This window comes from Streptomyces palmae (assembly GCF_004684805.1).
Classification (GTDB): Bacteria; Actinomycetota; Actinomycetes; order Streptomycetales; family Streptomycetaceae; genus Streptomyces; species Streptomyces palmae.
Map to the genome: position 1 here is coordinate 1 of NZ_SRID01000183.1, position 13262 is coordinate 13262.

Consider the following 13262-nt stretch of genomic DNA (forward strand, 5'->3'; position numbering starts at 1 on the left):
GAGACAGGGTCAGGCGACCGCGGCCGGCGTCAGCAGTCGGCGCACCTCGTCGATCTCGTGCGAACCCAGCCGCTCGTAGATGGACAGCGCCTCGCTCCAGCAGGCCCGTGCCCGGTCCGTCTGGCCCATCGCGTCCAGCGCCTTGCCCAGGACGGTCAGGAACCCGCCGCGCCGCCACTCGCCGCCCAGGCCCCGCAGCGCCAGGGACTGCTCGGCGTGCTCGGCCGCCCGGGCCGGTTCGTTGCCGGCCAGATGCGCCTCGGCCAGGCGGTAGTGGGTCATGCCCTCCCAGAGCCGCTGCCGGCTCTCGTGGAACATGGCCAGCGCCTGGGTGAGATGGGCCAGCGCCTCGTCCAGCCGCTGGGCGCGGGTGAGCGCCAGCCCCAGCGCGTACATGCCGTTGGCCAGCCGCAGCGAGACACCCATCCGGCGGTAGATGGCCAGCGCGCGCTCCGCCAGCTCCACGCCGGCCGCCACCCGGCCCATGTCCACGTACACCCGGGCCAGGTTGCTCAGCGCGCTCGCCTCGCCCGGCTCGTTCCGGTCGGCCCGGAAGGCGTGCAGGGCCTGGGTGAGGTAGGACTCCGCGTCCTCGAAGCGGGTCTCGTAGAAGGCCACGATGCCGCGCTCGATGGGGGCGTGCCCCTGCACCAGCGGGTCGTCGGCCACCACGGCGAGCAGCATGGCGTGCTGCGCCTCCACGTCCGCCTGGTCGAACCGGCCGGTGACGCTGTGCACATAGGTCAGGACGGTACGGGCGCGGGCCTCGGCCAGCGGGGCGTCGACCGCGTGGGCCGCGTCCCGGATGGCGGCGGCGGCCTGCTCGTAGCGGCGGGCGTGCGCGCCGGACTCGGCCAGGTCCTTGGCGGCCAGCAGCAGGTCCACGGCGCGCCGCAGCAGGCCGCGGGCGGTGGACTGCTGGGCGCAGGCGAGCAGGCACTCGGCCTCGGCGAACAGCCAGTCGAGCGCCGCGTCCTTGCTGGGGAAGGTGAGCCCGCCGCCCTCGGTGGGCGCCAGGTGGGCCACCAGCCGGTCGCCCGGCCGCTCCACCGAGTACACCTGCCGGGCCGTCGCCAGGTAGAAGTCCAGCAGCCGGGACATCGCGGCGCCCAGCTCGGCCGGCGGCTGCTCGTCGCGCTCGGCGCAGGCCCGCGCGAACAGCCGGACCAGGTCGTGGAAGCGGTAGCGGCCGGGGGCGGCGGACTCCAGCAGGCTGGTGTCGACCAGGGACTCGATCAGGTCCTCGGCGTCCAGCGGGTCCATGTCGAGGATGGCCGCCGCGGCCTCCAGCGAGATGTCCGGCCCGTCGGCGAGCCCCAGCAGCCGGAAGGCGCGCGCCTGCTGCGGCTCCAACTGGCCGTAGCCCAGCTCGAAGGTGGCCTTGACGGCGAGGTCGCCGGCGCGCAGCTCGTCCAGTCGGCGCCGCTCGTCGCTGAGCTTGCCGGCCAGCGCGGAGACGGTCCAGGTGCGGCGGGCGGCCAGTCGGGAGGCGGCGATCCGGATGGCCAGCGGCAGGAAGCCGCAGGCGGCCACCACGTCCATGGCGGCGTCCCGCTCGGAGGCCACCCGCTCGGCGCCCACGATGCGGACGAACAGCGCCAGCGCCTCGTCCGGGCTCATCACGTCGAGGTCGACCAGGTGCGCGCTCTCCAGGTCGACCATTCGGATGCGGCTGGTGACCACGGCGGCGCAGCCCTCGGTGCCGGGCAGCAGCGGACGGACCTGGGCGGCGTCCCGGGCGTTGTCCAGGAGCACCAGCACCCGCCGGCTGTCCAGGGTGGAGCGGTAGAGCGCGGCGCGCTCCTCCAGACCGTCCGGGATGGCCGCGTCCGGGGTGCCCAGGGCGCGCAGGAACGCGCCGAGCACTGCCTCGGCCTCGGCCGGGGCGGGGCCGGAGCCCTGGAGGTCGACATAGAGCTGGCCGTCGGGGAAGTGCTGCCGGGCGGCGTGCGCGACATGGACGGCGAGCGTGGTCTTGCCGACTCCGCCGATGCCGGCCACCGCGGAGACGGCCATCACCCGGCCGCCGCCGGAGCCCAGTTGGGCGCTCAGATCGTCCACCAGCGAGCGGCGCCCGGTGAAGTCGGCGACGGTCGCGGGGAGTTGGGCGGGACGGATGAAGGCGGGCGCCACCCCGGTCTGGGTGTCCGGAGCCACCGCGATGGGCACCGCGAGTTCGGTGTCCGCCTGGAGGATCCGCTGGTACAGCTCGGTGAGCTCGGCGCAGGGGTCCACGCCGAGCTCCTCGGCGAGCATCCGCTGGGTGTCGGCGTACACCGCCAGCGCCTCGGACTGCCGTCCGCTGCGGTAGAGGGCGAGCATCAGCATCTCGCGCAGCCGCTCGCGCAGGGGGTGGGCGGCGGTCAGCGCGGTGAGTTCGGAGACCGCCTCGGCGTGGTGCCCGACCTCCAGGTCCAGCTCCAACCGGGTCTCCAGGAGCGAGAGATGCAACTCGCGCAGCCGGGCGCGCTGGGTCTCCACGTACGGACCGGCCAGGCCGGCCAGCGGCTCGCCGTCCCACAGCCCCAGCGCCCGGTTGAACAGCTCCCGGGCCCGGTCGCGGTCACCCGAGTGCCGCGCCTTCTCCGCCTCGGTCGCCAACTGCTGGACCACGTCGGTGTCCACCGCGCCCAGGCCGATCCGCACGGCGTAGCCGCCGGACTCGCTGATCAGGGTGTCCGCGTCCGGTCCGAACGCCTTGCGCAGCCGGGAGGCGTAGGTGCGCAGTGCCGCGATGGCCGCCGCCGGCGGTTCCTCGCCCCACAGCCCGTCGACCAGCTCCGGCGCGGTGGCCGTCCGCCCGCCGCGCAGCAACAAGGCCGCGAGCAGGGCGCGCTGCTGCGGTGAACCGAGGCTGATGGACTCCTCGCCCCGCCATGCGCGGACCGGTCCGAGCACGGCGAAGCGCAATCGCAGCCCGTGCCCCTTGTCGCCGGTCATGGTCTCCCCCTGCCTGTGCTTGCTCAGTCGCACCGGTCAGTTTGCCTTGTCCATGCCCCCTACGTCAGTAGGGGGCTGCTCTCTGTGCACGGGCCTCACATATTGTCCGAACTCACATAGCTGGCGGCTCGTCAGTTTTGTCCTCGGATATCAACTCTGTGGGGTTTGGCGGAGTCTGCTTCGGCCCGCCGGAGTGGCGGAGGTCACCCCCGCGGGGGTCGGTCAGCGGGGGTCGCGACACGCCGGAGAGCAGCCGGCGCACCTCCTCCTGCTCGGCCGAACCCAGGCGTTCGTGGATGGCGAGCGCCTCCCGCCAGCAGGCATGCGCCCGATCCGTCTCACCCAGCGCGCACAGGGCCCGGCCCAGTACGGTCAGGATGGTGCCGCGCCGCCACTCGCCGCCCAGTCCCCTGAGGGCCAGGGCCTGTTCGGCGTGTTCGGCCGCATGCGCGGCACGCCCGGCGGTCAGATGGGTTTCGGCCAAACGGAAGTGCGTCATGCCCTCCCAGCGCTGCTGCCGGCACTCGCGGAAGATGACCAGGGCCTCGGTGAGTTGGCCCACCGCCTCGTCCAGTCGCTCGGCGCGGGTGAGCGTGATGCCCAGCGCGTACATCCCGTTGGCCAGCCGCAGCGAACTGCCCAGCCGCCGGTAGATGGCCAGCGCCGCCTCGGCCAGCTCCAGCGCCGACTCGATGTGGCCCAGGGTCAGTTGGGTGCGGGAGAGGTTGGAGAGCACGCTGGCCTCGCCCGGCTCGTCCTCGATGGCCCGGAAGGCGGCCAGCGCCTGGGTGAAGTGCCGCTCCGCGTCCTTGGAGCGGTTCCGGTAGAGGGCGGTGATGCCCAGCTGGTTGGGGGCGCGGCTGGCCACGATCGGGTCGCCGGCCGCCCGGCCCAGCTCCAGGGCGCGGCTCAGCTCCTGGTCGGCCTCCTCGAACCGCCCGGTGAAGTTGTAGATGTGCCCGAGCATGGCGGCGGCCCGCCCGGCCGCCCAGGAGTCCCCGGCGGCCCGGCCCGCCTCGGCGACGGCCAGCGCGGCACACTCGTACGGGCGTGACTTGGCGCCCGACTCGGCCACGTCCAGCGCGACCGTCAGCAGGTCGGCGGCCCGGCCGCGCAGCTCCTTGGGGGCGCACTGCTGGGCCAGCGCGATCAGGCAGTCCGCCTCGTTGAACAGCCACTCCACCGCGTCGGCGGAGGTGGTGAAGGTCAGCCCGGTCCCGGCCGGGCGGGCCACATGGTCCACGGTGCGGTCGCCGGGCCGCTCGATCGCGTACCCGTGGGCCGCGGTGGCCAGGTAGAAGTCCAGCAGCCGGGAGAGCGCCGCGTCCTGCCCGGCCGCCGGCCGCTCGTCGCGCTCGGCGCAGGAGCGGGCGTACAGCCGCACCAGGTCGTGGTAGCGGTAGCGGCCGGGGGCCACCGACTCCAGCAGCGAGATGTCCACCAGGGACTCCAGCAGCCGCTCGGCGCGCACCGCGGACAGGTCCAGCAGCGCGGCGGCGGCGGCCAGTGAGATGTCGGGCCCGTCGGGGAGGGCGAGCAGCCTGAAGGCGCGCGCCTGGTCCGGCTCCAGCTGGCCGTACCCCAGTTCGAAGGTGGCTTTCACGGCGAGGTCGCCGGCGCGCAGCTCGTCCAGTCGGCGCCGCTCGTCGGCCAGCTTGCGGGCCAGTACGGAGACGGTCCAGGTGCGGCGGGCGGCCAGCCGGGAGGCGGCGATCCGGATGGCCAGCGGCAGGAAGCCGCAGGCGGCCACCACGTGCATCGACTCCTCGCGCTCCAGTTCGGCCCGCTCCCGGTCCACGATCTGGGCGAAGAGCGCGAAGGCCTCCTCGGGGCGCATCACCTCCAGGTCGACCAGGCTGGCGCCCTCCAGGTCGGCCATCCGGGTGCGGCTGGTGACCAGGGCCGCGCAGCGCTCGGCGCCGGGCAGCAGCGGGCGTATCTGGGCGGCGTCGCGGGCGTTGTCCAGCAGGACCAGCACCCGGCGGCCGGAGAGCGTGGAGCGGTAGAGGGCGGCGCGCTCCTCCAGGCCGTCCGGGATGGCCGCGTCCGGGGTGCCCAGGGCACGCAGGAAGGCGCCGAGCACCGCCTCGGGGTCGGTGGGCGCGGCACCCGCGCCGCGCAGGTCCACATAGAGCTGGCCGTCGGGGAAGTGCTGCCGCGCGGCGTGTGCGGCGTGCACCGCGGTGGCGGTCTTCCCTATGCCCCCGGTGCCCGCTATGGAGACCACCGGGGTGCCGTGCTCGGGGGTGCCGGTCAGTCGCTCGCTCAGCTCCCGCACCAGCGCCTCGCGGCCGGTGAAGTCGGCGACCGAGGCCGGCAGCTGGGCGGGCGGCACCAGGGCGGCGCCGGCCGGCGGGGCGACCGGGGTGCCGGGGGCCAGCCCGGCGTCGGAGCGGAGCATCCGCAGCTGGAGCTCGGTGAGCGTGGCGGAGGGGGTGATCCCCAGCTCCTCGCCGAGCAGCCGCTGGGTGTCGGCGTAGACGGCGAGCGCCTCGGAGCGGCGTCCGCTGCGGTAGAGGGCGAGCATGAGCATCTCGCGCAGCCGCTCGCGCAGTGGGTGGGCGGCGGTCAGCGCGGTCAGCTCGGAGATGGCCTCGGCGTGCAGTCCGCGCTCCAGGGCCAGGTCCAGCCGCGCCTCGGTGAGGACGAGATCCTCCTCCTCGCCCTCCTCGTGCCAGACCCCGGAGCCGACCACGGCTGAGTGTGGCGGCTGCCTGAATCCTCGCCCGTCGTCCTGGGCCATGGTTTTCCCCCCGCGCGTGCTGTGGTGCTGCACCGGCCAGTCTGCCTTGTCCCCGGTGTCGGCGTCACCCGTGGAAATGGCCCCCCGTGCCCGCAGGGGCACGTGCGGCTGCCCGTACCCCTGGTGGTCCGGAAAGCCGCACGTAATGGCACCCGGATAGCTGACGCATCGTCAGATCGGCGCTACCGTGGCGGACATGGCTCCCTTCCCGTGGATCATCTCGGTGGACGACCACACGGTCGAACCCCCGCACGTCTGGCGGGACCGGCTCCCGTCGAAATACCGCGACCTCGGGCCGCGCGTGGTCCGGGCGCCGCTGAAGGACCTGACCTTCGTGGGCGGCCGGTTCACACCGGTGATGGGCGACCCCGGCGACCCGGGCCCGCCCGCCGACTGGTGGGTCTACGAGGACCTGCGCCGCCCGCTCACCCGGCTGGATACCGCCGTCGGCTACGACCGCGACGAGGTGCGGCTGGAGGCCATCACCTTCGAGCAGATGCGGCCCGGCTCCTTCTCGGTGCCCGAGCGGCTGGCCGACATGGACCTCAACCATGTGCAGTCGGCGCTCTGCTTCCCCACCTTCCCGCGCTTCTGCGGGCAGACCTTCACCGAGGCCGCCGACCGGGAGCTGGGCCTGCTGGGGGTGCGCGCCTACAACGACTGGATGGTGGAGGAGTGGTGCGGCCCGGCGGCCGGCCGCCTGATCCCGCTCACCCTGGTCCCGCTCTGGGACGCGGAGCTGGCCGCCGCCGAGGTGCGCCGGATGGCCGAGCGCGGGGTGCGCGCGGTCTGCTTCTCCGAGATACCGCCCCGGCTGGGCCTGCCCTCGGTGCACAGCCGCGACTGGGACCCCTTCCTCGCGGCCTGCGCGGAGACCGGCACCGTCATCGCCATGCACATCGGCTCCTCCTCCTCGATGCCGTCCACCTCGGCCGACGCGCCCCCCGCGGTGGGCTCCGCGCTCACCTTCGCCAACTGCTGCTTCTCCCTGGTGGACTGGCTGATGTCCGGCGTCTTCGACCGCTTCCCCACGCTGCGGATCATGTACGCCGAGGGGCAGATCGGCTGGATCCCCTACATCCTGGAGCGCGCCGACACGGTCTGGCGCGAGAACCGCGGCTGGGGCGGGGTGGCCGAGAAGGTGCTGCGCCCGCCCTCCGAACTCTTCGCCGAGCATGTGTACGGCTGCTTCTTCGACGACCCGGTGGGGCTGCGCAACCTGGCGGCGATCGGCGAGCGCAACGTCCTCTACGAGACCGACTACCCGCACTCCGACTCCACCTGGCCCCGGTCCCGCGAGGTCGGCGAGGCCCAGATGGGGCACCTGGCGCCGGAGACCGTCGAGCGGATCGTCCGCGGCAACGCCATCGACCTGCTCCAGCTGACCCCGGAGGGGCTGTGGGCCCGGTAGCCGGCGGCCAGGGGCCGCGGGTGCTGCCGCCCGGCCGGCTGAGCTACGGCATCCAGCTGCCGATCCAGTCGCTGAGCACCCTGTACGCCGAGGGCTGGGAGGCGCGGGCCGGACCGGCCGACCTGCTCGCGGTGGCCCGGGCGGCCGACCGGCACGGCTTCGCGTACATCGCCTGCTGCGACCACGTGGCCGTCCCCCGCCGGCTGGCCGCCGCGATGGGCACCGTCTGGTACGACCCGGTCGCCACCCTGTCCTACCTGGCCGCCGCCACCGAACGGGTGCTGCTGCTCAGCCATGTCGCCGTCGCCGGGCTGCGGCACCCGCTGGTCACCGCCAAGCAGTACGCCACCCTCGACCACCTCTCCGGCGGGCGGCTGGTGCTGGGCGTGGGCGCCGGGCACGTACCCGAGGAGTTCGCGGCGCTGGGGGTGGACTTCGCCGGCCGGGGCGCGCTGCTCGACGAGACCATCGACGCGCTCAAGGCGGCGCTGGGCGAGGAGGAGTTCCCCGCCTTCCACGGGCGGCGGTTCGACTTCGCCGACCTGGGGCAGGCACCGCGCCCGGCCCGCCGGCCCCGCCCGCCGCTGTGGGTGGGCGGATCGTCCCCGGCGGCGGTGCGCCGTGCCGCGGAGCGCGGGGACGGCTGGCTGCCGCAGGGCGACCCCAGGGACCGGCTGCCGGGGCGGATCGCCCGGCTGCGGGCGATCCGCACGGCGGCCGGGATCGCCGAACCCGCGGTGATCGGCGCCATCGCCGAGCCGCTCTACGTGGGCGCGCCGACCTGGCCGGTCGGCCGCCGGACGCTGACCGGCCCGGGGGAGCGGCTGGCCGAGTCGCTGCGCGCCTACCGGGCGATGGGCGTGGACCAGGTGCAGCTGCGGTTCCGCAGCCGCGACCGTGACGAACTCACCGACCAGATCGCGGCGTTCGCCGCTGAGGTGGCGCCGTACCTCGACGACTGACGGAGGCGGCAGTGGGCAAGCTGGACGGGCGGACCGTACTGATCACCGGGGCGGCCCGCGGGCAGGGGGAGCAGGAGGCGCGGCTGTTCGCGGCCGAGGGCGCGCGGGTGCTGCTCACCGACGTACTGGACGGGCCGGGCGAGGCGCTCGCCAAGGAGCTGGGCGAGGAGCGGGCCCGCTACGTCCGGCTGGACGTGCGCGAGGAGGCCGACTGGGCGGCCGCGGTGGCCGCCGCCAAGGACGCCTTCGGGAAGCTGGACGGACTGGTCAACAACGCCGGGATCCTGCGCTTCAACGAGCTGGTGAACACCCCGCTGGAGGAGTTCACCGAGGTGGTGCGGGTCAACCAGGTGGGCGCCTTCCTGGGGATGCGGGCGGTGGCGCCGGAGCTGGCCGCGGCCGGCGGCGGCACCATCGTCAACACCGCCTCGTATGTGGCGCTGTCCGGGATGGCGTACGTCGCCGCCTACGCCGCCACCAAGGCCGCGGTGGTGGGCATGACCCGGGTGGCCGCGCTGGAGCTGGCCGCGCGGGGCATCCGGGTCAACGCGATGTGCCCGGGGGCGGTGGACACCCCGATGACCAACCCGGCGCTGCTGGACCCGGACGCCGATCCCGCGCAGACCGCCGAGGCGGTGGACGAGCTGTACCGCAAGGCGGTGCCGCTGGGCCGGATCGGCCGCCCGGAGGAGGTGGCCCGACTGGCCCTCTTCCTGTCCTGCGCGGACTCCTCGTACATCACCGGCCAGCCGTTCGTGATCGACGGCGGCTGGCTCGCCGGGGTCCAGCTGTTCTGACCGACCGGGCCCCCAGGCGGCTCCCGACAGCCCTTGACGCCATCGGGGCCCGGTGCCAGAGTCGATTCGAATCTGACGGATCGTCAGATAAATTCCCCCGAGGAGTGACCGTGGAATTCGGGATCTTTGTCCAGGGCTACGTACCGGACCGCCGCCGCCGGTCCGACCCCCAGGCCGAGCACCACGCGCTGATCGAAGAGACCGAGTACGTCATCCAGGCCGACCGGTCCGGCTTCAAGTACGCCTGGGCCTCCGAGCACCACTTCCTGGAGGAGTACTCCCACCTCTCGGCCAACGACGTCTTCCTCGGCTATCTGGCGCACGCCACCGAGCGCATCCACCTCGGCTCCGGCATCTTCAACCCCCTGCCGCAGGTCAACCACCCTGTCAAGGTCGCGGAGAAGGCCGCCATGCTCGACCATCTCAGCGGCGGCCGGTTCGAGTTCGGCACCGGGCGCGGCGCCGGCAGCCACGAGATCCTCGGCTTCCTGCCCGGCGTCACCGACATGGACCGCACCCGGGAGATCTGGGAGGAGACCATCGCCGAGTTCCCCCGGATGTGGCTCCAGGAGGAGTACCAGGGGTTCGACGGCGCCCACTGGTCGCTGCCGCCGCGCACCGTACTGCCCAAGCCGTACGGCCCCGCCCACCCGGCCATGTGGTACGCGGCCGGCTCCCCCTCCTCCTACGCCATGGCGGCCCGGAAGGGGCTGGGCGTGCTGGGCTTCAGCGTGCAGAAGGTCTCCGACATGGAATGGGTGGTCGACTCGTACAAGACCGAGATCGGCAAGGCCCAGCCCGTCGGCGCCTTCGTCAACGACAACGTCATGGTCACCACCACCGCGATCTGCGCCGAGACCCACGCCAAGGCCGTGGAGATCGCGGTCGGCGGCGGACTCAACTACCTCCAGTCGCTGCTCTTCCGCTACCACGACACCTTCCCCCGCCCCGAGGGCATCCCGCGGTGGCCCGAACTCCTGCCGGAGTACACCGAGGAGGTCATCGAACTGCTGATCGCCGAGGAGCTGATGGTCTGCGGCGACCCGGACGAGGTGCTCCGCCAGTGCAAGCGGTGGGAACAGGCCGGCGCCGACCAGCTCTCCTTCGGACTGCCCATCGGCATCTCCCGGGCCGACACCCTGAACACCATCCGGCTCATCGGCGAGCACGTGATCCCCGAGATCGACACCGACCCGGTGCACCGGACCACCCGCTTCCGTACGGCGGCGGGCTGACCCCGACCCCGCGCAGCCGCCGCGGCCGACCGGAAGGGACCCCAGGCCATGCTCGACCATCTGATCAAGGGCGCCACCCTGGTGGACGGCACCGGGGCGCCCGCCCGCCGCGCCGACCTCGGCATCCGCGCCGGCCGGATCGCGGCCCTGGGCGAGCCCGGCACGGTGGCCGAGCCCGCCCGCAGCGCCGAGGACGCCACCGGGCTGGTGCTCGCCCCCGGCTTCGTCGACCCGCACACCCACTACGACGCCCAGCTCTTCTGGGACCCGTACGCCACCCCCTCCATGGACCACGGCGTGACCACCGTGGTCGGCGGCAACTGCGGCTTCAGCCTCGCCCCGCTGCACCCGGACCGCCCCGCGGACGCCGACTACACCCGGCGGATGATGAGCAGGGTCGAGGGCATGTCACTGGCCGCGCTGGAACAGGGCGCGCCCTGGAACTGGCACGGCTTCGACGACTACCTGGACGCCCTGGAGGGCCGGATCGCCGTCAACGCCGGCTTCATGGTCGGCCACTGCGCGCTGCGCCGGCAGGTGATGGGCCCGGCCGCGGTCGGCGGACGGCCGGACGCCGGGCAACTGCGCGCCATGGAACGGCTGCTGCACCAGTCCCTGGAGGCCGGCGCCTGGGGACTGTCCACCACCCGCTCCGGCACCCACTCGGACGGCGACGGCCGCCCGGTCGCCTCCCGCCACGCCGACCCGAGTGAGCTGACCACCCTGTGCCGGGCGGTCGGCGAGCACCCGGGCACCCAGCTGGAGGCGATCGTGGACGGCTGCCTGGACCGCTTCACCGACGCCGAGACCGACCTCCTGGTGGAGCTGACCACCACCGCCGCACGCCCCCTGAACTGGAACGTCCTGACCATCGACGCCGCCGTGCCGGACCGGGTGCCGCGCCAGCTGGAGCCCAGCGAGCGGGCCCGCGCCGCCGGCGGCCGGATCGTGGCGCTCACCATGCCCATCCTCACCCCGATGAACATGTCACTGGGCACCTACTGCGCCCTCAACCTGATCCCCGGCTGGGGCGAGGTGCTGGCCCTCCCGGTGCCCGAACGGATCACCCGGCTGCGCGACCCGGGCGTACGGGCCGAGATGCTGCGCCGCGCCGCGAGCCCGGAGGCGGGCGTCTTCCGGCGGCTGGCGCACTTCGACCGGTACGTCATCGGCGACACCTACGCCGCCGCCAACGCCGGACTCACCGGACGGGTGGTGGCCGACATCGCCGCCGAGCGCGGCCAGGACCCCTTCGCCTGCCTGGTGGAGATCTGCGCCGCCGACGAACTGCGCACCGTGCTGTGGCCGATGCCCCGCGACAACGACCCGGGCAGCTGGGAGCTGCGCCGGCGCACCTGGGAGCACCCGGACGTGCTGCTGGGCGGCTCCGACGCGGGCGCCCACCTGGACCGCATGTGCGGGGCCCCGTACACCACCCGCTTCCTCGGCGACTGCCTGCGCGGACGCCGGCTGACCACCCTGGAGCGCGCGGTGCGGATGCTCAGCGACGACCCGGCGCGGCTGTTCGGGCTGCGCGGGCGCGGCCGGATCGCCGAGGGCTACCGCGCGGACCTGGTGCTCTTCGACCCGGAGCGGATCGACGCGGGCCCGGCCACCCTGGTGCACGACCTGCCCGGGGACGGCCCGCGACTGGACTCGCGCCCGGTGGGCGTGGTGAGCGTACGGGTCAACGGGGTGCAGACCCTCCGCGAGGACCGCCCCACCGGCGCACTCCCCGGCCAAGTCCTACGCTCCGGCCGCGACACCGAAACGGTGGACACCAGGCACTGACCCCCACGCCCCGCACGACCGCTGGGCCCCGCCCCCAGGGGCGCTGGGGTCGCGCCCCGCAGGGGCGCTGGGGGTCCCCCCGGACGAAGTCCGGGGGAGGAACTGCGCGACCAGCCACCGACAACCCGCACCCCAAAGACGACCCCCGCACCCCCATGCCTCAATCCAACCGCTCATCCCCCAGAAACACCGGATTGGTCATCGCCACCATCGCCCCCGGCAAGCCGGACGCCCCGCCGTCCGCCCTCGCGTGCCGCACCTCCGCCCGCACATACGCCGCGTACGAAGCGGTCGTGCGCCACACCACCGTGCCGGAGCCCTCCGGCGGCAGCGCCGTGGTGTACAGCCGGCCCTGGTCGGTGACGAAGCACACCGAGCAGTCCGGGCCCACCCCGGAGACCTCCAACCGCACCGTGACCGGCTCGTCCGGCGCCACCCGCAGCCGGCCGCCGATCCCCGCGTGCTGCCCGCGGCCCGCCACCACCTCGAACGCCAGCCGCACCCGCGCGGACTCCGCGATCCAGACCCGGCCGGCCCGGATGCCCTCCTGGATCGCGGTCCGGGACAGCTCGTCCGCGAGCACCACGGTCTGCGGCAGGCCCACCACCTGCGGCTCCCGGTGGGCGTCGCTGTGCCCCACGCCGGGCAGCCAGCGCCGGCCGGAGCGGACCGCGGCCACCAGGGTGTTGTCCCACTCGGCGATGGTCACCTCGTCGTCCGGGGTGAAGGTGCCGTTCCACACCTCCACGGCGTCCGCCTCGTTGAAGCCGAACTTCCAGTTGCAGCCCACGCAGTCGCCGTGCGGGTGCGCCGGGATGACCAGCCCGCCGGCCTGCCTGATCTTGCGCGCGTACTTGCCGAAGGCGTTGTCCCGGGCCCGGTAGCGCCAGTCGACGAACACCCCCGGATCGGTGCCCATCGCCACCACGTGGCCGTTCCGCGTGGTGATCTCCTCGCCGGTGAGGATCAGCAGGTCCTCGTCCCACAGCCCCTCGAAGGCGGCATGGCTGGAGACGGTGTTGTGGTCGGTGGTGGTGATGAAGTCCAGCTCGGCAGCCCGGGCCGCGGCGACCAGCTCGGCCGGGGTGCGCTTGCCGTCCGAGTGGACCGTGTGCAGATGGCTGTCACCGCGGTACCAGGCCCGGCCCCGCCCCTTCGCCCGCTGCGGCGGGTACACCGGCTTCGGCGTCCGGCCCGGCTCCCCGAAGCGCAGCGTGATGGTCACCGCGTAGTCCAGGCCCTGGGGGGCCACCGTGTACGGACCGAGCACGATGTGCCAGGTGCCGGCGTTGACCGGACCGGGCAGATAGGCGGGGGTCGCCGCATCGGCGCTGATGCTGAACTCGCTGCGGGCACCACCCGACCAGCCCCGGAAGCCCCGCC

Annotated in this window: 8 protein-coding genes; 5 read left to right on the forward strand and 3 right to left on the reverse strand. The window is 74.0% G+C overall.

Translation table 11 applies throughout. The annotated features are described in order from the left end of the window. Positions 1 to 9: 9 nt before the first annotated feature. Positions 10 to 2940 (reverse strand): SARP-family global regulator AfsR, encoded by a 2931-nt coding sequence (afsR, locus tag E4099_RS19115; protein ID WP_135340313.1) that lies wholly within the window; start codon positions 2938 to 2940, stop codon positions 10 to 12. Between the two features lie 112 nt (positions 2941 to 3052). Further along, positions 3053 to 5635 (reverse strand): ATP-binding protein, encoded by a 2583-nt coding sequence (locus E4099_RS19120; RefSeq protein WP_280923508.1) that lies wholly within the window; start codon positions 5633 to 5635, stop codon positions 3053 to 3055. Positions 5636 to 5879: 244 nt separating this feature from the next. Between E4099_RS19120 and E4099_RS19125 the strand changes: the two genes are divergently transcribed. From E4099_RS19125 to E4099_RS19145, 5 genes are all read left to right on the forward strand, one after another. Then, the gene (locus E4099_RS19125) at positions 5880 to 7094 is read left to right on the forward strand and encodes an amidohydrolase family protein (RefSeq protein ID WP_135340315.1); all 1215 of its coding nucleotides are present in this window, start codon (positions 5880 to 5882) and stop codon (positions 7092 to 7094) included. Then, positions 7082 to 8056 carry a TIGR03619 family F420-dependent LLM class oxidoreductase gene (locus tag E4099_RS19130; RefSeq protein ID WP_245244987.1) on the forward strand — a complete coding sequence of 325 codons (975 nt, stop codon included), beginning with the start codon at positions 7082 to 7084 and terminating at the stop codon, positions 8054 to 8056. Before E4099_RS19125 ends, E4099_RS19130 begins: the two co-directional genes overlap by 13 nt. 11 nt (positions 8057 to 8067) lie before the next feature. Beyond that, a complete protein-coding gene (locus tag E4099_RS19135; protein WP_135340316.1) occupies positions 8068 to 8853 on the forward strand; it encodes an SDR family NAD(P)-dependent oxidoreductase in 786 nt (261 codons plus the stop codon). 110 nt (positions 8854 to 8963) lie between these two features. Beyond that, positions 8964 to 10088, forward strand: coding sequence for an LLM class flavin-dependent oxidoreductase (locus E4099_RS19140; RefSeq protein WP_135340317.1), 1125 nt, complete (start codon positions 8964 to 8966; stop codon positions 10086 to 10088). 48 nt (positions 10089 to 10136) lie between these two features. Then, positions 10137 to 11879 (forward strand): N-acyl-D-amino-acid deacylase family protein, encoded by a 1743-nt coding sequence (locus tag E4099_RS19145; RefSeq protein ID WP_135340318.1) that lies wholly within the window; start codon positions 10137 to 10139, stop codon positions 11877 to 11879. A 160-nt stretch (positions 11880 to 12039) separates the two neighbouring features. On the opposite strand, the gene E4099_RS19150 is transcribed toward E4099_RS19145, so the two are convergent. Beyond that, positions 12040 to 13262, reverse strand: a 1223-nt coding sequence (locus tag E4099_RS19150; RefSeq protein ID WP_135340319.1) for a CehA/McbA family metallohydrolase, incomplete at its 5' end; no start/stop codon positions are given.

What these genes read in the sequence shown, in the direction of transcription:
- afsR (WP_135340313.1), bottom strand. Translation starts at nt 2,940, where the DNA reads ATGACCGGCGACAAGGGGCACGGGCTGCGATTGCGCTTCGCCGTGCTC.
- E4099_RS19125 (WP_135340315.1), top strand. Translation starts at nt 5,880, where the DNA reads ATGGCTCCCTTCCCGTGGATCATCTCGGTGGACGACCACACGGTCGAA.
- E4099_RS19145 (WP_135340318.1), top strand. Translation starts at nt 10,137, where the DNA reads ATGCTCGACCATCTGATCAAGGGCGCCACCCTGGTGGACGGCACCGGG.